The sequence below is a fragment of the Paenibacillus dendritiformis genome, assembly GCF_945605565.1.
GTDB classification, from domain to species: domain Bacteria; phylum Bacillota; class Bacilli; order Paenibacillales; family Paenibacillaceae; genus Paenibacillus_B; species Paenibacillus_B dendritiformis_A.
Genome location: NZ_OX216966.1, coordinates 877,636 through 897,602, shown reverse-complemented (window position 1 = coordinate 897,602; position 19,967 = coordinate 877,636). Strand labels below are relative to the sequence as shown.

18 protein-coding genes and 1 other RNA gene are annotated in these 19,967 nt (G+C 51.2%); 1 reads left to right on the top strand and 18 read right to left on the bottom strand.

Translation table 11 applies throughout. The annotated features are described in order from the left end of the window. Window positions 1-40: 40 nt before the first annotated feature. Together NNL35_RS03975 and NNL35_RS03970 are read right to left on the bottom strand one after the other, a co-directional pair. Window positions 41-433: a type II toxin-antitoxin system death-on-curing family toxin gene (locus NNL35_RS03975; protein WP_006678570.1), complete on the bottom strand. Its 393-nt coding sequence runs from the start codon at window positions 431-433 to the stop codon at window positions 41-43. Continuing rightward, window positions 434-736 carry an AbrB/MazE/SpoVT family DNA-binding domain-containing protein gene (locus tag NNL35_RS03970; RefSeq protein WP_006285820.1) on the bottom strand — a complete coding sequence of 101 codons (303 nt, stop codon included), beginning with the start codon at window positions 734-736 and terminating at the stop codon, window positions 434-436. Between the two features lie 419 nt (window positions 737-1,155). On the opposite strand from NNL35_RS03970, the gene NNL35_RS03965 reads away from it, so the two are divergent. Continuing rightward, window positions 1,156-1,878 carry a hypothetical protein gene (locus NNL35_RS03965; protein WP_006678569.1) on the top strand — a complete coding sequence of 241 codons (723 nt, stop codon included), beginning with the start codon at window positions 1,156-1,158 and terminating at the stop codon, window positions 1,876-1,878. Between the two features lie 151 nt (window positions 1,879-2,029). Here NNL35_RS03965 and NNL35_RS03960 read toward each other — a convergent pair whose 3' ends face one another. The 16 genes from NNL35_RS03960 to eno form a co-directional block, all read right to left on the bottom strand. Next, on the bottom strand, window positions 2,030-3,736 hold the full coding sequence (locus NNL35_RS03960; RefSeq protein WP_006678568.1) for an SWIM zinc finger family protein: 1,707 nt from the start codon (window positions 3,734-3,736) through the stop codon (window positions 2,030-2,032). 529 nt (window positions 3,737-4,265) lie between these two features. Beyond that, window positions 4,266-5,024, bottom strand: coding sequence for an ABC transporter ATP-binding protein (locus NNL35_RS03955; protein ID WP_006678567.1), 759 nt, complete (start codon window positions 5,022-5,024; stop codon window positions 4,266-4,268). A 3-nt stretch (window positions 5,025-5,027) separates the two neighbouring features. After that, entirely contained in the window at window positions 5,028-7,346 is a 2,319-nt protein-coding gene (locus tag NNL35_RS03950; RefSeq protein WP_006678566.1) for an ABC transporter permease, read from the bottom strand. Between the two features lie 189 nt (window positions 7,347-7,535). Continuing rightward, complete coding sequence (locus NNL35_RS03945; RefSeq protein WP_006678565.1) at window positions 7,536-8,174, bottom strand: TetR/AcrR family transcriptional regulator; 639 nt, start codon at window positions 8,172-8,174, stop codon at window positions 7,536-7,538. Window positions 8,175-8,462: 288 nt separating this feature from the next. After that, window positions 8,463-8,829, bottom strand: a transfer-messenger RNA (tmRNA) gene (gene ssrA / locus NNL35_RS03940). 218 nt (window positions 8,830-9,047) lie between these two features. Continuing rightward, window positions 9,048-9,521, bottom strand: coding sequence for an SsrA-binding protein SmpB (gene smpB / locus NNL35_RS03935; RefSeq protein ID WP_006678564.1), 474 nt, complete (start codon window positions 9,519-9,521; stop codon window positions 9,048-9,050). Window positions 9,522-9,742: 221 nt separating this feature from the next. Continuing rightward, window positions 9,743-10,558, bottom strand: a complete 816-nt coding sequence (locus NNL35_RS03930) for an MgtC/SapB family protein (protein ID WP_006678563.1) — start codon at window positions 10,556-10,558, stop codon at window positions 9,743-9,745. Window positions 10,559-10,933: 375 nt separating this feature from the next. After that, complete coding sequence (locus tag NNL35_RS03925) at window positions 10,934-11,155, bottom strand: cold-shock protein (protein ID WP_006678562.1); 222 nt, start codon at window positions 11,153-11,155, stop codon at window positions 10,934-10,936. A gap of 84 nt (window positions 11,156-11,239) precedes the next feature. Then, the gene (locus tag NNL35_RS03920; protein ID WP_006678561.1) at window positions 11,240-11,440 is read right to left on the bottom strand and encodes a cold-shock protein; all 201 of its coding nucleotides are present in this window, start codon (window positions 11,438-11,440) and stop codon (window positions 11,240-11,242) included. 260 nt (window positions 11,441-11,700) lie between these two features. Further along, window positions 11,701-14,604, bottom strand: a complete 2,904-nt coding sequence (gene rnr / locus NNL35_RS03915) for a ribonuclease R (RefSeq protein ID WP_254552934.1) — start codon at window positions 14,602-14,604, stop codon at window positions 11,701-11,703. A 337-nt stretch (window positions 14,605-14,941) separates the two neighbouring features. Continuing rightward, complete coding sequence (gene secG, locus NNL35_RS03910) at window positions 14,942-15,178, bottom strand: preprotein translocase subunit SecG (RefSeq protein ID WP_040733900.1); 237 nt, start codon at window positions 15,176-15,178, stop codon at window positions 14,942-14,944. Between the two features lie 176 nt (window positions 15,179-15,354). Continuing rightward, on the bottom strand, window positions 15,355-16,179 hold the full coding sequence (gene pdxK, locus NNL35_RS03905; protein WP_006679172.1) for a pyridoxine/pyridoxal/pyridoxamine kinase: 825 nt from the start codon (window positions 16,177-16,179) through the stop codon (window positions 15,355-15,357). A 143-nt stretch (window positions 16,180-16,322) separates the two neighbouring features. Then, window positions 16,323-17,177, bottom strand: coding sequence for a DUF4097 family beta strand repeat-containing protein (locus tag NNL35_RS03900; RefSeq protein WP_006679171.1), 855 nt, complete (start codon window positions 17,175-17,177; stop codon window positions 16,323-16,325). Next, window positions 17,178-17,888, bottom strand: a complete 711-nt coding sequence (locus NNL35_RS03895) for a DUF1700 domain-containing protein (protein WP_006679170.1) — start codon at window positions 17,886-17,888, stop codon at window positions 17,178-17,180. 47 nt (window positions 17,889-17,935) lie between these two features. Continuing rightward, window positions 17,936-18,280: a PadR family transcriptional regulator gene (locus NNL35_RS03890; RefSeq protein WP_420798550.1), complete on the bottom strand. Its 345-nt coding sequence runs from the start codon at window positions 18,278-18,280 to the stop codon at window positions 17,936-17,938. 355 nt (window positions 18,281-18,635) lie between these two features. After that, window positions 18,636-19,922: a phosphopyruvate hydratase gene (gene eno / locus NNL35_RS03885; RefSeq protein ID WP_006679168.1), complete on the bottom strand. Its 1,287-nt coding sequence runs from the start codon at window positions 19,920-19,922 to the stop codon at window positions 18,636-18,638. Window positions 19,923-19,967 lie beyond the last annotated feature (45 nt).

The following is a 19,967-nucleotide window of genomic DNA, read 5'->3' as shown; positions in this document are numbered from 1 at the left end:
TCATGCAATAATTACAGCTAGATATCCCCGCCGCCCCATCTTACATTTTGATGCAATTTTCTGCAAAAATTTGAGCCATATCTGCAATAGAATATTTCCCATTTACAATGTCTACCATGAAATTCACTGCAAATTCCCGTTCCATTTTTAGATGATAGCCATTAATTTTAAGGAATGATTTTACAGATAAATAAGCCGTTCGTTTATTGCCATTATGAAAGCAATGGTTTTTAGCCAAAGAATCAACCAACGCAGCTGCTTTCTCAAATAATGTTGGATACGCATCCTCGCCAAATACACTTTGCTGCGGCCTATAAACGGCAGATTCAAGAAGAGGATGATCTTTAACGCCCGCTTGTTCCATATCGCGCATCTGCTTCATCATGAAGTAGTGTCCGGCCACCACTTCTTCTTTGGTCAAATACTTTACCATTTATCGGTCCCTTAGGTCATTAAATATGTCCTTATCCTCATGAAAAACATCATAAAATGCTTCTAACACTTCAGGCCGCACATGTTCAGGCAAATTCGATTTCCAAACCTTTTTGATTACGATTTCTCCCTGGTCATTTTCGAAAAATTCAATCTCGTCACCCTGTGTAACATTCATTTTTTCTGCAAGTCTCTTTGGTAAACTAATCCCTAAACTATTGCCCATTCGGCCTATTTTGCGAGCGTATCGAGTCCTCTTCGTTGTGTCACGGTCTTTTTCCATATTGACCACACCATTCATCATAATGTTCTCTCCTCATAGTATGATCCAAGCGTACAAAATTATACCTTACTAATGTAATAACTTAATAACATTCTAACAGAAAATACGAAGGAGTAAAGCAAAAACCCGACCTCATGCAGTCGGGTTTTTCATGGTAGAGACGGGGGGTTCGAACACCTGTTCGAAAATTTACGCTGAAGCAGAAGACTTTCTGCTATCGGCTGGCTAGACTACCGATAGTTTCATGGCTTCGGTGGCTTCATGCAGATATTTAATCTGATTAACCATAAATAATATAAGTTAACCGGATATTACTGCTGCCGCTGATTCTGTTCCCTGACTGAAAGTGTATGAATGCCAAAAATAGGCGGCTGTAGGTACCATAGGCGAATCCCCAACATAATATAATGCAAAATAGTTACAACGAAGGAGAATAATCAATGTATCGATACGATTTCGGTCATTCCAATTACGCTCCATCCGGTTACGACCCGTATGGTTACGGTCAATTTGGCGGGTATTATCAACTTGATTATCCTTCCGACATATCCGGTGTCCCATTTCGACAGCAAGATTTGGGCATTGAATGGCATGAACAAGAAGGCCCGTGGATCGGGGTGTGGCGCAGGCGAGGGAACAGCAACATCTTCGATGCCAGATGGACTATGCCTGGAGCTCCGGCTATAACAGCTGTTTTAACGATCTATATATTCGGAAATTTTGTTTTTGTCCTCCGGCAAAACAGCAGCGACGGAAATGACTGTGCCTACACAGGAACACTCTCCAGAGATGGTCGTACGGTTAGCGGGACTTATCGATGTATCCGAGGAGGAGGCACTTGGACGGCCACAATCATCCGGCGCGAGAGAATCGATTTGGGCAGGGTCTGGTATGAACAAGAAGGCGGCTGGAATGGTGTGTGGCGGCGCCGGGGAAACACCAACATTTTCGATGCAAGATGGACTATGCCTGGGGCACCGGATATTACGGCTGTATTGACGATCAACCTATTCGGCAATAACGTCCAGGTTTTGCGTAGAAACAGCAGCGATGGAAATAACTGTGACTACACCGGCACTATAGCTGGGGACGGCAGAACGGTTACAGGCACTTACACATGTAACCAAGGCGGAGGGTCTTGGAGAGCCACTATAACTTTTTGAATTAGCTGTGAGGGACTGCTCAAAGAGGAGCAGTCCCTTGTGTTTATGTTAGAGCCTCCTTATCGAAGACCGTTTTGCCATGTAAATAATACCGAATGACCAACGCCTCACAGGCTTGTACGGGTGTAATCACATTTGGATATCCCCCGAATCAGAATCGTTTAATCTTTCGCAGCTCATCGATAAGAGCAGGCCGATTGGGATAAGTGGAGCATAACTGTTCAATAACCTTTTCCGCATGGGCTGCCCCGCCTGCTTTGATGAGATCACGAATCATTCTGCATCCTTTCTGATATTGTTTTCGATTGGAAGCCTGGGCGATTTCCTCTGATATGGTTTGTGTAAATAAAACAAAGACCTCTTCTGCATATTTACTTACGAGGTATGGATAGTAGTCCAGTACCGTCCGCTTGTTCTTTCGGACATAATTCAGTAATTTCTCCGTTTCCTTCTCTTCAATAAGCACTCGGGTATATAAGGACTCCGTTCGCCAATTCCTGTTGTCTTCGTCTTCCAATTTGGCTAATAATCTCTCATATGCCTGTTCCCATTCATCTCTGCTGTATAATTCTTTTAACATCATATAATAATGATAATCCCCTGACACTGCGAATTCCTCTGCAAGCTTCTTTTGAAGATCCACTTGACGAGTATGCCCATAAATTTCGAAGCGATACTCCTCCCATTGTTTAACAAGACCGCGGTAGCCTTTTTCAGCGTCTTGTTGTTCTCCTTGCTCGGCAAGCTCCAGCGCTCGATCGAATTCCTGTCTCTTGATAGCATCTTCAATCGCCATTTTGCGAAAGTGCGGATTGTCGAGGTGGTCTTGTAAAAATTGCAATGCTACACTGTCACCTTCAAACTTCTGAATGACTTGGTATCGAAGTATAGCTGCATGCTCTGTAAAAAAAGTACCGGAGAAGGATTGACTTTTTTCATGCGCCTCTAATTTAGCGATCAACTCACCCCATAAATCCTTTTCCGCAGAAGCGGCCATCAAATAACCTGCACTTTCCAGAAGAGACAATTGCCACTCATTCCAGCCCTTTGTATTCGGATGGAGCACCTCTTTGAGAACTCGTTGAAATAGGACGGCTCTATCCTTAGAGGAGCTATTTTCTAGCTGAACTGATATACGATGAATATTGTTTAAACATTCCTGAATTAGACCTCCGACGATTCCGCTGGAATCATCACACATCTGCAGCAAATCTCCCATCTCATGCATAATGCAAAAATTAATTTCAGCGGCACGAACGTAATTTCCGCTATCCAGCGCTTCCTCCGCCTTCTTCAGTATTTGTTCGGCACCCGTGACAGCGTTGGGAACATTCCGATAAGCAACAAAGCCAGAACGATCAGAGTTTTGTTTAATAGAGTTACGAATTATTTTTTTAAAATGGTTTTCACTTTCCTTCTCACCGGTGTCTATAAATTTCAGTGAGAGCGCTTGCTCTACTTCCGTGATTTCGTTAGAGAAATGGACAAGAAGCGCGACCAACTCGTCCTTACTGAGCTTGGACAAATGGTCAGCCATACTCTTTTTATTTTCAGACTTGCCTTTAGAATCGGATTCCGCCTTCTTTTTTTGGGAGGCATGTCTGATTGCCAAAAGGACAGCTGCGACATGCTTACAAATGGGGCCTTTGTCATAGGGGCAATCACAGAATGTATGGACGACTTCCCCGCGCGAACTAAGCTTAATTTCGACATTGTAAAACACGACCCCCTCCACCTCGGCGTGGTAAACCCGGGGCTTCACTTCACGAAAAGCAACGATATGACCATTTTCCCAGTACGCTTCTCCTCGCTCTAAAACATTTGGATCTATCGTATTTTCAATTTCCGTCAGCTTCATTTTGTTCACCTGCTTTCTCTTTATTGGACTAGCTATTAATGACACTGGATACAAAGGTGATTGGAATATTTACCTTCTCTGATGGTAAACAAAGAACTAAAAACATACTCTTATTATAACAATCTTGACAAATTGCGATAAGTAAACTATACGCCGCAGGTTTTCCCAGATGGCAATCATAGATAGAGGTTCAAGGCTGTGCCCGTTTGCTGCTACTTTTTGATACACGGCTTCTCAGATGCGGTTACCCCTTGTCATTAGCCAACTGCAGCACGCCAAAGTCGTTCACCCTCATGATGTCACCCATAATGGCTTATCACGCAAAAAAACGACCTATCACGGTCGCTTTTCTGATGGTAATGGCGGAGGCGAGGAGTCACGCCTTAGAAAAATTCTCCAGATCACTCCAACTAGGCACGAAACATTCCTGCGACCGATTCAAGGTCGTCTTCGAGAAGTACTCGCAAGATATAGGGTCTCACCGTCTGCACCGACAACAGTTCCTTCATTTGCTTTTCAAAACAACAAATCATATTCCGATTTCCCTCATTTTCGCCGTTACTTTCTCGATCCTGCCATCCATATCCGTCCCGGTGAATTTCGGAAGCTTCAGATCGCTTACGATTTTTCCATCGCGCATAAACATAATACGCTCCGTCCGCGCCGCAACCTTGGCGTCGTGAGTGACAAGCATAACCGCAGTACCCTCCGCGTTGATTTCGGAAAATAGGTCCATAATTTCCTGCGCGGATTGGGAGTTGAGCGCGCCCGTAGGCTCGTCGCCGAATATAATTCTCGGGCTGTTCATAAGCGCGCGGCATATTCCCGCACGCTGAAGCTGACCTCCCGACACCTGTGTAGTGTCGCGCTTTTCAAGCTCCGCAATGCCTGTCCTTTTCATAAGCGCTCTTGCTTTTTCTGTAATTTTTGCGGCGTTTTTTCTGTTGCCCCGCATGGACGGAAGAATGATGTTGTCGAGGATATTCAGATTTTTCAGCATCGTCGGTTGTTGGAACACAAATCCCATTTTTGTTCGGCGTATATCGGAAAGCTCATTCTCCCCAATCTTCGATAAATCCCTGCCGTCAACTACGACTTTTCCGCCATCAACGCCATCCGTCCCGCTCAGTGCAAACATCAGCGTTGATTTCCCCGAGCCCGAAGGTCCCATCACCGCAACGAACTCGCCCTCGTTTATTTCAACGGACACTCCGTCGAGAACATTGCGCTTTTCATCGCCCTCGCCGAAAGATTTTACGATATGATCACCGATAATCATCCTCTTCATTGTCTACTCCTTTATATTTTCGGAAATTTTGACTTGTCCCGCGCCCGATGTCCCGATGATAGTTGCGATAAGTACCGAGCCTATCATCAGCAGCGGACTAAGCAGATACGCAGCAAGCGGATTGACTGTAAAATGAAACGTCGACGCTCCAAAGGAGGAGATCACCGCGCCCGCAAGCATCTCTCCGAGCGTGTTAGCCAGAAGCGTGCCGAGAACAATTCCGACAATCAGCACGAATACCGAACGGGAAACATACTGCACCTGAATATCCCAATTGGTAAAACCGAACGCTTTCATGACGGCAATGGAATATCTGTCTTTTGCAACAAGCATTTTCATAAACAACAAGGTAACCAATACCGATATAATCAGCGCGACAGCAATGGCAGATTTGGAGGCCTTCCCGACGGAGCTTATTGTTGAGCCATATGTCTGTGCCATATATTCATCAATGTCCGAAACCTTTGCATACTCAAACCTGTCCGCATATTCCAAAACCTTACTGTCAATAAGAGATGGATCTGACAGCTCCGCACAGATCACGTACCACATAATGTCCGCCGAATTGTCAGTGAAAACAGCCTTTGCGGTTTTACCTCCGTTGGTAATGTCGGAATAAATGCCGCTTACCGTGAGATTTTTTTCCTTCCCCTCAATCACCAAGGTAATGATTTCGCCGACCTTTGTGCTCAGCTCATTGGCGTTCATAGCCGACAGCGCAATTTCGTCTTCTGCGGCGGGTGCTCTGCCCTCGGCATATTCTACAGGGAATATGGAATGGTCGCCGAGCTCAATTTTTAACCTTTCCTCCGAGCCGTCCTCCGTCTTTGCTTTGAATGTTTTGGTTGTAAGCACGGCATACTTTGAAATGGCACTGTCGCTGCTCATTGTTTTTATAATTTCAGTGGCTTTTTCAGAAATATTGCCGGTCTGCTGAATGTCTATGCGTATATCGCTATTACCTATCCCCATATATTTGATGAAGTTTTTTGAGGATATCGTGTTGTACAGGTTCTGCGGAACAATTATGATAAATGCAGAAATCACCAGCACCGCAAGCATTGTGGCATAAAGCTTTTTCCTTGCGAGAACATCTTTGACACCGAGAAAAATATTCGTGTTAAACAGCCTGTTTCCGCTCAGGTTAAAACGCTTTGCGCCCGCGGTTTTTTCCTGTGAAGTGCCAAAACGGATTGCTTCGGCGGCAGATATTTTCCGAAAGCGTCTCAGCACTCCGCTTACATAGGCAATGATTGCAAGGAATACAAGCAGTATGCCGAATATTCCGAACAACAAGGCAAAAGAAGAATTTTCGCTTTCACCCATATAAAGCCGGATATTTTCAAGAAGCATGCCTTTGAACAGAAACGAAAGTGCAAAACCGAGTATGCAGCCTGCCGCCGCAATCGCCGCGTACTTCGCAAGATAAATCTTCTTTATGTCGGAGATCCGCAGCCCGATTGCCATCATAACGCCAATTTCGCGGTAATCATCTTCGATTTTCGCAAGGAGCGTAAAGCGTATGCACATAAATGCAATTGTAACGACAAGTACGCTTACAAGAAGGACAACCCCAATCATCATCCCGTCGGAAACTGCGTTAATCGTTTTGAAAAGCGGATATGTAATGGTTGGCCCGTTCGCTTCAAGTCCCGCAGAAGCATAAGCCGTTTCGAATTCGCTGAGCTTCGATAAATCCTTTAACCTAAACTCAATCAGATACTCTATATTTCCATGGTTTTTTAGTTCCGCGTAATCATTTCTACTTACAAGAAATCTCTTTGAGGAGGAGAGCATGGAATTCATCTGCGAATCGCGGAGAAAACCCGCAACGGTAAATTCCTTTCCGCTTATTACGGCCTTGTCACCGACCTTTGTGGTGTTGTCCTTCATATAGCTTATCGGAACATAAAGCTCGCCGTCGGATACGTTTATGACGTTTCCGTCAAGACCAAGGAGATAATCGAACTTCTCGCTCTGTATGCTAAGCCCATTGTCCTGAACACTATTCGCAAGCGAACGATCTTCAAATATAATCCGAGCGCCGTCCATGTTAAGAAATTCAAGCACCTGAAATTCGTCGACATTGCTATTTTGCTCCGCAAAAGATGTAAGCCGTGCAGTATTAAGTTCACCCGAATGCATCTGCATAAAATGCGGAGTTTTCGCTTGTGTCATCAGCGTATCCAGCGCGCCCGAAAGATTGACGACGAGTATCGCCGCAAGTGAAACAAGCATAGCCGCGGCAGCGATAAATATCATTGTAGTCAGGGTAACTGCTTTGCTCTTTAAAATATCATTGCGGATTATCCTGTAATACATAAGTCACCTCTGTCTTGGAGCTTTTTTACCGATTTCAGTTACAAGTGCCATGGCCGATGCCTTTCCTGTCTGCTGGAAAACGCAAATCCCCAGCCCGAACGACGTAAGCCCGCTTCCTATTGCTGAAATAAACTGTCCCGACCACAAAAGTAGAAATTTCTGAATGGCTTTGTTGAATTATTCATTTCTTCATCCATTTCGGTCGCCAAACATCTGCATAACGTGCATAAGACTTCCGCTTTGGGCACCGAGCAGCCTTTCTGTGTTGAAAACAAACGCCTGCATGCGTGAAGCACGCTCTTCGTTCGTCATTTGAACCATATCGTCATCAAAAACTGTATTCGCATAGGTCACAACCATTTCCATGCACTCATACGGAAACGGTGTGTTGAACATTCCCTGCTCAATGCCCTCGCGGATGATTTCTGTCAGTATGGGCGGAACGCCGTTGATGATGACCCTTTGTATTTTCTGATGCATAAGTGCATTCTGCGGCTTATGAATGTGCTCCATAATTTCCTTACTGCTGCTTCCGCCGCTTATGTTCAGTGCCATAACAACGCGGATAATGCGGTCGACGACGGGGATGCTCTTGTCTGCGGCAATTTCCTGCGCCGCACCTAAAAGACGGACACTATACCGCTCAATCAGCGCGTCCATAATATCCTCCTTCGACTTGAAGTGATGATACAAGGTTCCCCGCGCAATTCCGACCTTTTCGAGAATATCGTTAGTACTTGTGCCATCAAAGCCCTTCTGACCGAAAAGCTCATCCGCCGCGTCAAGTATTTCGTTCCTGCGTTCCTCCGCTTGTTTTACAACTCTCATTTTTGTACCTCCTTACTAACCGACCGACTATCTGTCTGTATAATAGTAGCATGTATTTCAGCGATGTCAAGGGAGACCTAAGTTGGCCAAAAAAACAAAGAAAACACGCCAAGAAAAAATGGGCTCACTTCCGGAAAATGCTATTCAAACGACGTGCTTGTCCGTTAATGCTGTTCCATGGAGCGACAGCCCCCTATGCGCGCTCGCCCCCTGTCTCTACGGGCTTGGCTGTTTCTCCTCCCTTACATAGACGCAAAAAAGCCGACCTCACGCGGTCGGCTTTCCTGATGGTGGAGGCGAGGGGATTCGAACCCCTGTCCGAAGATAACGCCACACAGGCTTCTACGGGTGTAGTCACAGTTTTGATGTCACCTGCGGGAACGCCCTGTAACCGGCTTTCTCACAGGTCAGCCTGATTGTCTTCTTCCGTTAGCCCCAGGCGGAGACTACGCGGCGTATCCCACTGAAGTTGAGCCCCTATCCCGGCACATGGGCGATGCAGGGTAGAAGCACGCTAGCAGGTTATTAAGCTGCTAAAGCGTAAGAAGTTTGTTGTTTGCCGTTTAAATTTGGCGTTAGCGTTGATGAAGCGGACGCGTCCCCACTACCCGCTACCCATGCTCGAACTATCCCCGTCGAATCCAAGAACGCCCCCATAATCGAAGCGAAGCAGAGTTAGGCTTCACCCCAAGGGGTAGTCCGTCTCGGATTAAGATGTCGAGACATCGGTGCATTGCATTCCATCGTCCGGCCAGCTCCACCTGAAGCCGATACGGCCGATGCATTTAGTATACCATAAATCAGGCCACAATGTGTATTCACTTCTTGCCAAGGAGGGAGAAGACTGGATAGTGTCCATCCTGCCGACACCGCTCAATACTTCTGCTTCTCCCGCAGGGCCCGCTGAATCTCGCGCTGCGCATCGCGCTTGGCGGCCGATTCACGCTTGTCGTAATTCTTCTTCCCGCGTCCAAGGCCAATCAGCAGCTTCGCATAGCCGTTGCGCACATAAATTTTAAGCGGCACCAGCGTATAGCCTTCCTGCTTCGTCAAGCCGATCAGCTTGCTGATCTGCTCCTTATGAAGCAGCAGCTTGCGCGCCCGGGTCGGATCCCCCGGATTGAACCGGTTGCCCTGCTCGAATGGGCTGATGTGCATATTATGCACGAACACTTCGCCGTTCCGAATCGTAGCGAACGCATCTCCGATGTTCGCCTTGCCCAGCCGCAGCGACTTGATCTCCGTTCCCGTGAGCACCATGCCGGCCTCATAGGTGTCCTCAATGAAATAATCATGGGACGCCTTTTTATTTTGAGCCAATACCTTGCCATCGGTCTTTTTCCCCATGATCGACGACCTCCAACGCACGACAGTAATGAGTGCCCAATCCCTAATCCCGTCCGGTCGCACCCATTCCATCAGGAAGGCGCTGATACCGGCAAGACAGCAATCGGACTAGACTTATATTGTATCAAAAAAACCCCGTCCGACTCAAGCCGATACCGCCGCCATTACCGAACTTCCACACTCGTAAAACAACGATACTCCCCATGCGAACCTAAACGCATTCAAGACACGAGCCGCACATCCCGAACGCCTTCCTTGGCGAGAAGCAGCTCCGAGCACGCGGCGATCGACTTCATGTCCTCGGCCAACACCTTTAGCTCGATTCGCACATAACGACCGCAACCCGCCGCCACATCCGCAGGTTCTTGCTCATCCTCATCTCTTCCTTCCGCATCATCGAGCTCTTCGGAAGCGCTTGCTTCTTCCCGTTCCGGCTGCAGCCATCGGGTCCAGCTCTTGCTCCGTGCGGTCGAGACGGCATGCATGCGGAAGCTGCGCACCGACATGCCCTGCGCCTCGACTTCCTTCGTCATCGCGGTCAGCCAGCCTTCCCGTTCGTCAGCGATAATCTCCAACAGATGAAGACGGTGGGCGACCCGGTTTTTGATATCATATTGATTCAACACCCACAGCGCGACCAGAGATAACCCGCAGCCGAGCAGCGCCGCCGTAATGAAGCCCGAACCGCAAGCCAGCCCGATCGCAGCCGAGACCCACAGCGAAGCGGCCGTCGTCAGCCCTTTGACGCTTGTGCCGTTCCGAATAATCGTACCCGCTCCGAGGAACCCGACCCCGCTGACCACCTGAGCCGCAATCCGGGCCACATCAACCTGCGCCTTGCCGCGCCCATCGAGAACGGGAAATCCGTACACCGAGATCAGCATGACAAGCGCCGACCCGAGACTAACCAGCATATGCGTCCGCAGTCCGGCAGCCTGGCTTCGCTTCTCACGCTCCAGCCCGATGAAGCCGCCCAACACGACGGCCAGCACCATGCGGAGCACCACATGAACCAGAGAAATATCCGCAGGAGTCATTTGCCATCACCTAGCCCTTCCTCTCCCAACAATAACAATATGTATATTATACCATATGTATGCCGGCCGATTAATCGTTTTCATAACTCGGGAAGGTGGGTGCCCATAAGAATAGAATATCCAATACCCAATCATCTCATGGCTCTGGCGAACAGACAATTCAAGCCACACAGACGCAATTGAGAGGACCCCGGGGGCGAATCAAGAACACTTCAACATAACGCAGCAAGGGCCAACCGCATAAAGCGGAAGGCCCTCGCATATAACCTGCAACTGCATCTAATTCCGATTCATCAACAAAGGAACCATCCCCTGCTGTACAAGAAGCTCACCATCGGTCAGCTCCTTGATATGACAGAGGAGGATAGCCCGCGGCTATTCGTCTGACCTCTTGGCTTTCGAATCGCCGTTCGTATTGACAAGCAAAGGCAGCATTTTCATATCACGTGCCATGGCAGAGGAGCACATCGGACAAGTCGGCTCCAGATCGAAGGCAAAATTGTCCCGCATCCAGCCGTTGCAGTCCTCATTCGTGCACGACCAGATTGCCGTGTTCTCCACCGGAATTTCCTCTACTGGCTTCTTGCGATAATTCATCTTGATACCCCTCCTTTTGATAATCGGACCAAAAGAAAGAACTGCCCCTCACGTACGTTCAGAGCAGTCCGGCTTGGCTTTTACTTACAGCTTGGTTACGTTTTCCGCTTGTGGTCCGCGGTTGCCTTGTACCACATCGAATTGTACGCGTTGGCCTTCGTCCAAGGACTTGAAGCCGTCACCATTGATTGCGCTGAAGTGTACGAATACGTCACTGCCGCCTTCGACTTCGATGAAGCCGAAGCCTTTTTCTGCGTTAAACCATTTTACTGTACCTGTTTGCATGGATAAACCTCCAAAAATTAAATGAATATGATCCATTTTTTACATCAGATATAAAAAAATTCACATATTGAAAAAAGTTCCATTGTGTAAAATGATACCCTTTTCAATATGTGAATAGCGGTTCAAATTTAACAACAATGTAAGTATAACATATTCAATTATAAAAAGCAAATGAATTTAGAAAACTTTTTCAGTTGAAGGGGATTTTGGATGCTCGGCCGAAGGAGCGGCCCCGAAGGGCCGCCTGGCCGTCTCATGCCTTACCGCTTCTTGCGCACGAACTTGGCGGTCTGGCTGCTTGCCTTCCGCTTCTTGCGCACGGCTTGGCCCGCTTGCTTCCGCGCCCGGGCGGCCGGCTCGCCGATGAAAATGCCGCTCTCGGACGTGCTCTTGCGGCCCTTCTTGCCGCCGCCGTTCGGCGCGTCGCTGCTGCGCCGGCCGTATCCGCCGCGTCCGGATCCGAAGTCGAAACGGCGCTGCGTCTCTTTCGCTTCCGCCTCGGCCCGTTCAATCAGATCATCGACCCAGTTCTCGCCGTCCGGCTGCGAACCGGCCTTCTCCGCCTTGGCGCCGTTATCCTGGCCGAGGCGAATGCCGCCCTTGCCGCGAGCCCGCTTCCCGGAGCTGCGCTCATACGGATTCACCTGCGGCTCATTCCCGCGCCCGCCGCGGCCCCGCCGGCCCTGCCGCTCGCGGAACTCGGCCTGATTGTACCATTCGCCCTCGAACGACTCGGCCAATTCCTCCACGCTCGCATCCGCTCCCGGCGAACCCGCCGGCTGCGCCTCGGCGCCAGCCTTGCCGCCGCGCCATGGCTGCGGCGCAGCCTCCTCGCGCGCGCCTGGGCCGCCCTGACGCCCGCGGCGCCCGTTGCCGCCGCCGCGCTCATCGCCTCGGGCGGCGCGCTTCCCGCCGCGCTCGCCCCGGCCCGCGCCGCGACCGCCGCTGCGCTCGGCGCCTTTACCCCCGCGGCTGCGCTTGCGCAGGTCGAGCCCGAACTCGCGCATATCCCGGTCGCTATACCGCGGCGAGCTGCTCACGAGTTCAAAATCAATCGTGTAGTCCTCCAGATTCACCCGGCCTACCCGGATGCGCACCTCGTCGCCAATGCGGAAAATGTTCGACGTGCGCTCCCCGACCAGCAGCATATGCTGCTCGTGGAAATGATAATAATCATCCGTCAGATCGCTCAGCCGGATAAGCCCTTCCACCGTATTGTCCAGCTCGACGAACATGCCGAAGCTCGTCACGCTGCTGATGATGCCGTCGAATTCCTCGCCAATTTTGTCGAGCATGAACTCGGCCTTCTTGAGCGCCTCCGTATCCCGTTCGGCGTCCACCGCTACCCGCTCGCGCGCCGACGATTGCTGCGCAATGTCAGGCATGCGCGTCTGCAAATACTCCTGGCGCTTCTCGGACAGCGTTCCGCCGTTCTGAATCACCTCGCGGATGACGCGGTGAATGACGAGATCCGGGTAACGCCGGATCGGCGACGTGAAGTGCGTATAGAATTCGGCGGCCAGCCCGAAGTGGCCGGTGCTCTCCGCATCATACTTCGCCTGCTTCATTGACCGCAGCATCATCGTGCTGATCACCGTCTGCTCGCGGGTGCCTTCGATCTCCTCCAGCAGCGTCTGCAGCGAGCGCGGATGGACCGAATTGCCCTTGCCGCGCACGACATAGCCGAAGTTGGCCGCGAACGCCATGAAGTGGAACAGCTTCTCCGCGTTCGGCTCCTCGTGAATCCGGTACAGGAACGGCACACGCAGCCAATGGAAATGCTCCGCCACCGTCTCATTCGCCGCCAGCATGAATTCCTCGATAATCTGCTCCGCGATCGAACGCTCCCGCTTCACGATATCGACAGGCTTGCCTTGCTCATCCACGATCACCTTCGACTCCTCGAAGTCGAAATCAATCGCCCCGCGCTGCATCCGCCGCTTGCGAAGCTTCAGGGCCAACTCCTTCATGAGCAGGAAAAACTCCTCCAGCTCCGCATAGCGCGCGATAACCTCCGGATCCTCGCCCTCGACAATTTTGCGCACATTCGTATATGTCATCCGCTCCACCGTCCGGATCACACTCGGGAAAATCTCGTGACGGACCGGCTTCATCTTCTCATCGAACTCCATCACGCAGGACAGCGTCAGCCGATCGACATGCGGATGAAGCGAACAGATGCCGTTCGACAGCCGGTGCGGCAGCATCGGGATGACCCGATCCACCAAATAAACGCTGCAGCCGCGCGCATACGCTTCCCGGTCCAGCTCCGAGCCTTCCGGCACATAATAGCCGACATCGGCAATGTGGACGCCCAGCTCATAATGGCCGTTCGGCAGCTTCACTACGTGCACCGCATCGTCGAGATCCTTCGCATCCTCCCCGTCGATCGTCACGATCGTCTTGCCGCGCAGATCCCGGCGCCCCTGGCTGACGATCTCCTCTTCGCTGATCGCATCAGGCACCGCCTCCGCTTCCGCCATCACCTCGGCCGGGAAAGCCTCCGGCAGCTGATGCTTGCGGATAATCGACAAAATATCGACGCCCGGATCATCCTTATGCCCGAGCACCTCGATCACTTCGCCCTGGGCTGCCGCGCGGCCTTCCGGATAGACAGTGATGCGGACGACGACCTTCTGTCCCGTAACCGCGCCATGCATATGCTCGCGGGCGACGAAAATATCCCGGTTAATCCGCTTGTCATCCGGGATAACGAAGCCGTACGATTCATGATTTTCAATAATGCCGACAATCTGCTCAACAGCACGCTTGACGACGCGCACCACCGCGCCTTCCATCCGCGTTCCGTCCGTTCCCTTGCTGGTGATGCGAACGAGCACGATATCGCCGTGCATCGCCGTCTTCATATCGTTCGCATGAATGTATACATCGGGATGTCCCGTTTCATCCGGTATCAGAAATCCAAACCCCTTCGCATGCGCCTGCAGCCGGCCGCGCAGCAGATTCATTCGCTCGGGAACGCCATAACAATCCGAGCGGGTACGTATAATCTGGCCTTCTTCCTCCAGCCGGGTAAGCATTACGAGAAATGCCTTGAAATCGGCAGCATCCTGAATATCGAAATGCTGCTCCAGTTCCTGATAGGTCATCGGCTTATAAGCGGTTTCGCGCATAAAATCCAACAACTGTTGTTCCGTTATCATGTCCTCACCTCACACCTCGCCATGACCTTGCTTGTAACAGTATACCAATATATACCCCTGTATACACGTAATAAATGCGAAAACGTCAGCGGTCGCGGCGTCCTTCCATTCGGTTGCTTTCAGCAGATTCAAGAGCAGCCCCTCCGGTTACAGAAGAAGGCTCAATACCCAGTCTTCCCGGAAAGGCGGAAATCGTCCCATGCAGTTTTTGCCGTTCCGAACCGGTCCATCCGGCCGACTAACGCCTAACGCAGCCCCCGCCCAAGCCGCTCTCTTCATAGGCCGGCATACAAACATCAAAAAAGCGGAGACCTACGTCCCCGCTTGCTCATTCTCATTATTTCGTTCCCAAATAAGCCACAATCATCGATACAATCATAAAGCCTGCAGCCGTTACGATGGTTGCACGCTGCATGAACAGCTCCAAACCACGCGCCTTTTGCTTTCCGAAGAGATGTTCCGCACCGCCGGAGATGGCGCCTGACAGGCCGGCACTTTTCCCTTTTTGCAGCAGGACTATGCCAATCAATCCGATTGAAAAGATGACGAGCAATATTTTCAAGAAAATTTCCACAACTTCCACCTCCAATGCGATAACACCTTCGAAAACATTCAGCTGCATGAAAACAGCAATATTATTGTAGCACAGGACCATCCATTAGGCAAGGACCTTGCCCGGCTGCCCATCAAAAGTGGAACAGAACTTCCGAAGGCTTGCCCCTTTCCGGTTGTCCCCGGTCCAGCTCCCGGTTACTCCTGCTCCCCGTGCTCAACCTGGCGCAGCGCATTATGGCGAACCGGTCCGACATACTGGTTCAGGCGGAACGAATGGCGAATCGCTTCCGTAATGAACCGCTTGGCCGTATGGACGCTGTCGCGAACGGAATGGCCCTTCGCCAGCTCGGCAGCGATCGCGGCCGAATACGTGCAGCCTGCGCCATGCGTGAAGGTAGTGTTAATGACTTCCGCCTCCAGCAGCTCGAAGTTCGCGCCGTCATACAGCACATCGACCGAGGTCGGCAGGCCAATCTTGGAGCCGCCCTTCACGAGCACGTACTTGGCGCCCTTCTCGTGGATCAGAGCCGCCGCCTGCTTCATCTCGTCCAGCGTACGAATCGGAGCGATGCCTGCCAATTGCGAGGCTTCGAACAGATTCGGCGTAACGACGGTCGCCTTCGGAACGAGAATATCGCGCAGCGCGTCATTCGTCTCCGGATGAAGAGCTTCATCCGCTCCTTTGCAGACCATGACCGGGTCTACGACCACGTTCGGAATGTTATGCTTCTCCATCGTCCGCGCAGCCAATTCAATGATATCAATCGATCCCAGCATTCCCGTCTTCATGCCTTGAATGCCTACGCTCAGAATCGTCTTCAACTGTTCTTCTATTGTCGACAGCTCGATCGGGAAGACGCGATGCGCCCAGGAATCGTCGGGATCCATTGTGACAATGGTCGTAATCGCGGTCATGCCGTATACGCCGCGTTCCTGGAACGTCTTCAAATCGGCTTGAATGCCTGCGCCCCCGCTGGAATCAGAGCCTGCCAATGTGAGTACTTTCTGAATAGGTTTCATCGTATTGCCCCTTTTCATGCCGCAAAGCAAAATAAATTCATTATAGAGGTTGTTCAAAAAATCGTCTTTTAACCGCAGCCGGCCGCCGACGCCTTGAACATTCGCTTATAACCGATTATAATCACATCTCCCGAGATCACAAGCTATTTTTCGACAATGGTAATCGCCCCAAGATCCGCTCGAGCCCGAATCACCATATCGCTTTTCATTTTCGAATCCGGGGCGTCGATATCTCCCAGATTCGTACGCAGATCATACACGCCCTCGAACTGAGGCGATACCGATATTTTGATGCTGCCGAGATTGCTGCTGGCCGTTATCGGATGCGGCTCCTTCTGGTCGATGACGATACTGCCGGCATCGGCCTTGGCCGTGACGGATTGGGTCGTATGCAGCAGCTTGACCTGGCCGAGAGAGGAGCTGGCATCGATCACCGCATCCACGTCCTCCGCCAGCACCGAGCCGGCGTCCGAGGACAGCTTCACTCGGTTGCCTTGCAGCTGCTTCGCAATGACTTCCCCGAGATTACTGTTCGCCTCCAGTTCATCTACCCTGCCGCCGGATATTGTAAATTTTCCCATGGACACATTAGCCTTCAGACGCTCCAGTACCTGGGTCTCCGTCGCATGAATCGTGATTTCATGGTTCTGCTTCTGCGTGTTGACGCCGAACTGAATCCATTGCTCCGATCCCTTGGTCCGATAGTCGAGCACCAGCGTTCCATTGCTCACCTTCGCCTCGCTCAGGTTGGATATCACCTTATCCGGAGCCTGCCCGTTGATCTCGATTGTGTTCCCCCCGTCGAACACCCAATTGACCTGAATATCGCCGCGGTCTCCTTCCAGCTCGATCCGCTTCAAATCCGTTCCGGCTTCGATCGTATATTCATAATGCGGGAGTTGGGAAGTAGTTAGCGTCTCGGTCCCGAATGCAAATAGACCTAATACTCCGGCGGCAATGCAGCCTATTCCGACCATGTTCATAATGAGCTTATTCATCTAGCTTCTCTCCCTTCCTGCAACCCATTGGAAATAAATACGATTCAGGCGGCCATAGGCGCGGAACAACATACCAATGCCCTGAATCATGAAAATCCCGATACCGAACATGATGAACATGATGGACATTTCCGCTCCGTAGAAGCCTCCCCCGAAGGCCAGCTTCAACAAATACACTAGCGGAGCAATCAACAGAACGAACGCAACGCAAGCCAGGCCAACGGATAAACCCCATCCGGCGATAAGCAGCGGAACGGCGAAAAAACAAGAGAAGATAGCCCCGATAATGCTGAGCGCGCTTCTGGATGGAGGTCCGTACCCGTCCCTGTAAGGCATATCATACATCGGCGGCGGCATAGGCGGTGTTCCGTATGCTGTTCCGTGCGGCGTCCCATGCGGCGTCCCATGCGGGCCGTAGCCTCCTGCGTCTTGCATGTCCGGCCCCCGATGCATATCAGGCCGGTAGTAACCCGAAGGCTGGTCCATCCCGCCTTCGTTCCCTCTGGAAGCTCCCCCATCCCGGGCCCCGAGCAGCTCGACCGCCAGTTCTTCCGGATCGCCAAGCTCCCTCGCAATCTCCTCTTCCGTCCGTCCTTGCTGCTCACCGAATGCGAAATGGGCGCTGTACTCCGCCAAAATCTCATCTCTATCTTCAGGCGGGAGCGACATCAATCCATACTTCAGCTTTAATAAAAAATACTCTTTATGCACTCTTTCTCACCCCTGCATCAAATGTTCTACCTTCTTAGACCGAAAAATCAGACGTTCCCTTCCGCCTCTTCGCGAACGGCCTCGCCGCCGTTGTCTTCGTTATCCTGAGCCTGGTCTCCATCACCAGTCGCCTCCAGCAGCCTCTGGACGCCGTCTACGAACTTCTCCCATTCGCTGACCAGCTCCATCATGTACGCCTTGCCGGCCGGGGTCAGCTTATAATATTTACGCGGCGGGCCTTCCGTGGACTCCTGCAAGTAAGTCGTGCAGTGCCCATCCGCGACCATGCGGCGAAGTACGGGGTATAGCGCTCCTTCCGCCACCTCCACATGCTTCGATATTTGCTGCGCCAACTCGAAGCCATACCGATCGCGCTGATTGATCAGCACCATTACGCACAAGCCGAGCACGCCTTTTTTGAACTGAATAATTTCCTTCAATATCGGTCACCTGCCCTCATATCGCAATCCTCTGGCAATACTCTATGTTATAATCAACAATCAGTATTGTTTATTGAATAGTAGCTAATATACATTATATCCACACCGTTGACCTCCCCGCAAGAGGCAAATGGAAAAACTAGCCTCAGGTCCAGCTTATGCCTGAACTTTCGAATTAGGACAACTTTAGCGCAGCACCCTAGCATTTCGAGCGAACATAGCGCCTTTACCCTTAACTGCACAACAAAAAACCGGACCCCCTCAGGAGTCCGGCTTCGCTTGGACGTACCGCTTAACTCGGCTCGTCTTATTTTTTCAGGTTGTAGAACGACTTCAGGCCGTCGTAGCGGGCAGTTGTGCCCAGGTTGTCCTCGATGCGGAGCAATTGGTTGTACTTCGCTACGCGGTCCGTACGGGAAGGTGCGCCCGTTTTGATTTGTCCTGCGTTCGTTGCCACGGCGATGTCGGCAATCGTGCTGTCCTCGGATTCGCCGGAACGGTGAGAGATAACCGCCGTGTAGCCTGCGCGCTTCGCCATTTCGATCGCGTCGAACGTTTCGGTCAGCGTACCGATTTGGTTCACTTTGATCAAGATGGAGTTGCCGATGCCTTTCTCGATACCGGTAGCCAGACGCTCGGTGTTCGTTACGAACAGGTCGTCGCCGACGAGCTGCACTTTGCCGCCCAGCTTGTCAGTGAGCAATTTCCAGCCATCCCAATCGTCTTCGGAGCAGCCGTCTTCGATCGTAAGGATTGGGTATTTGTCCACCCACGAAGCGAGCAAGTCAACGAATTCAGCGGAAGTGAAGGATTTGCCTTCGCCAGCCAGCGTGTATTTGCCGTCTTTGTAGAACTCGGTGGAAGCAACGTCCATGCCGAGGAATACTTCTTCGCCTGGCTTGTAGCCTGCTTTTTCGATGGCTTCAATGATAATTTGGATAGCTTCTTCGTTCGAACCGAGGTTCGGCGCGAAGCCGCCTTCGTCACCTACAGCCGTATTCAAGCCTTTGCCTTTCAGTACGGATTTCAGGTTGTGGAAAATTTCCGCGCCCATGCGGAGCGCTTCTTTGAAGCTAGGAGCGCCAACAGGCAGAATCATGAATTCTTGCACATCTACGTTGTTGTCCGCATGCTCGCCGCCGTTGATGATATTCATCATTGGCACTGGCAATTGCTTCGCATTGAATCCGCCCAGGTAAGTGTAGAGAGGCATGTCAAGCGCGTGCGCCGCTGCGCGGGCTACCGCCATCGATACCGCCAGAATCGCGTTAGCGCCCAGCTTGCCTTTGTTCGGAGTGCCGTCCAGTTCGATCATGGTGCGGTCGATCAGGACTTGATCCAGCGCGTCCATGCCGATAATTTCAGGAGCGATAATTTCGTTCACGTTTTTCACGGCGTTTTCTACGCCCTTGCCGAGGTAACGGCCTTTGTCGCCGTCGCGAAGCTCAACCGCTTCATGGGCGCCTGTCGATGCGCCGGATGGCACGATCGCATGGCCGAAGCCGCCGGACTCAAGCTTTACTTCGACTTCTACTGTAGGGTTGCCGCGGGAATCAAGCACTTCGCGTGCGTATACGTCCATAATCATCGTCATGGGGATACATCTCCTTTGTCATTCATTCATCTTCTTAGCTTTCAC